Origin of the sequence: Mycobacterium sp. P7213, assembly GCF_900604305.1 — a bacterium.
Taxonomy (GTDB): Bacteria; Actinomycetota; Actinomycetes; order Mycobacteriales; family Mycobacteriaceae; genus Mycobacterium.
The window spans coordinates 1-581 of record NZ_UWOA01000125.1 but is presented as its reverse complement, the minus strand read 5'-3'; the positions used below and the strand labels follow the sequence as shown (position 1 = coordinate 581).

The window sequence follows — 581 nt, the reverse complement described above, 5'->3', positions numbered from 1 at the left end:
CAGAGGTCTCGTGGGCTCGGGGAGGTGTATAAGAGACAGCGCCCCCCCCGCGCACACAACCGCCACGCTCCGGACACCTCATCGGCGGCGGCACCGTGCCCGCCCCACTACTAGCCCAGCTCATCACCAACGGCGCCACCACCACACCGCTGCGCAACCCCGCCGACCTGCCAGCCGAACCGCACTACCGGCCCTCCACCGCGTTGGCCGCCTTCATCCGCGCCCGCGACCTCACCTGCCGCTTCCCCGGCTGCGACCRGCCCGCCAACTACTGCGACATCGACCACGCCGTAGCCCACCCGCATGGCGCCACCCACCCGGCCAACCTGCGCTGCCTCTGCCGAAAACATCAGCGAACCTGGCAAGTACACTACACCCATGAGAGCTGCTGTCTACACCCGAATCTCGGTCGACCGCGCCGGGGAATCACTCGGCGTTCAGCGTCAGCTAGACGATTGCCGCGCCCTGGCCGACACGCTGGGCTGGACCGTCACCGAGACGTTCACCGACAACGACCGGTCAGCGACATCTGGCAAGCCGCGTCCCGGTTTCGAGGCCCTGCTGGCCACAATGGCAGCCGG

Annotated in this window: 2 protein-coding genes; one reads left to right on the top strand and one right to left on the bottom strand. The window is 68.6% G+C overall.

The features are described from left to right. Window positions 1-110 precede the first annotated feature (110 nt). A complete protein-coding gene (locus tag EJK91_RS23235) occupies window positions 111-350 on the bottom strand; it encodes a hypothetical protein (RefSeq protein WP_164518078.1) in 240 nt (79 codons plus the stop codon). Window positions 351-378: 28 nt separating this feature from the next. Here EJK91_RS23235 and EJK91_RS21515 point away from each other — a divergent pair. Continuing rightward, on the top strand, window positions 379-581 hold a 203-nt coding region (locus EJK91_RS21515; RefSeq protein ID WP_164518077.1), incomplete at its 3' end, for a recombinase family protein.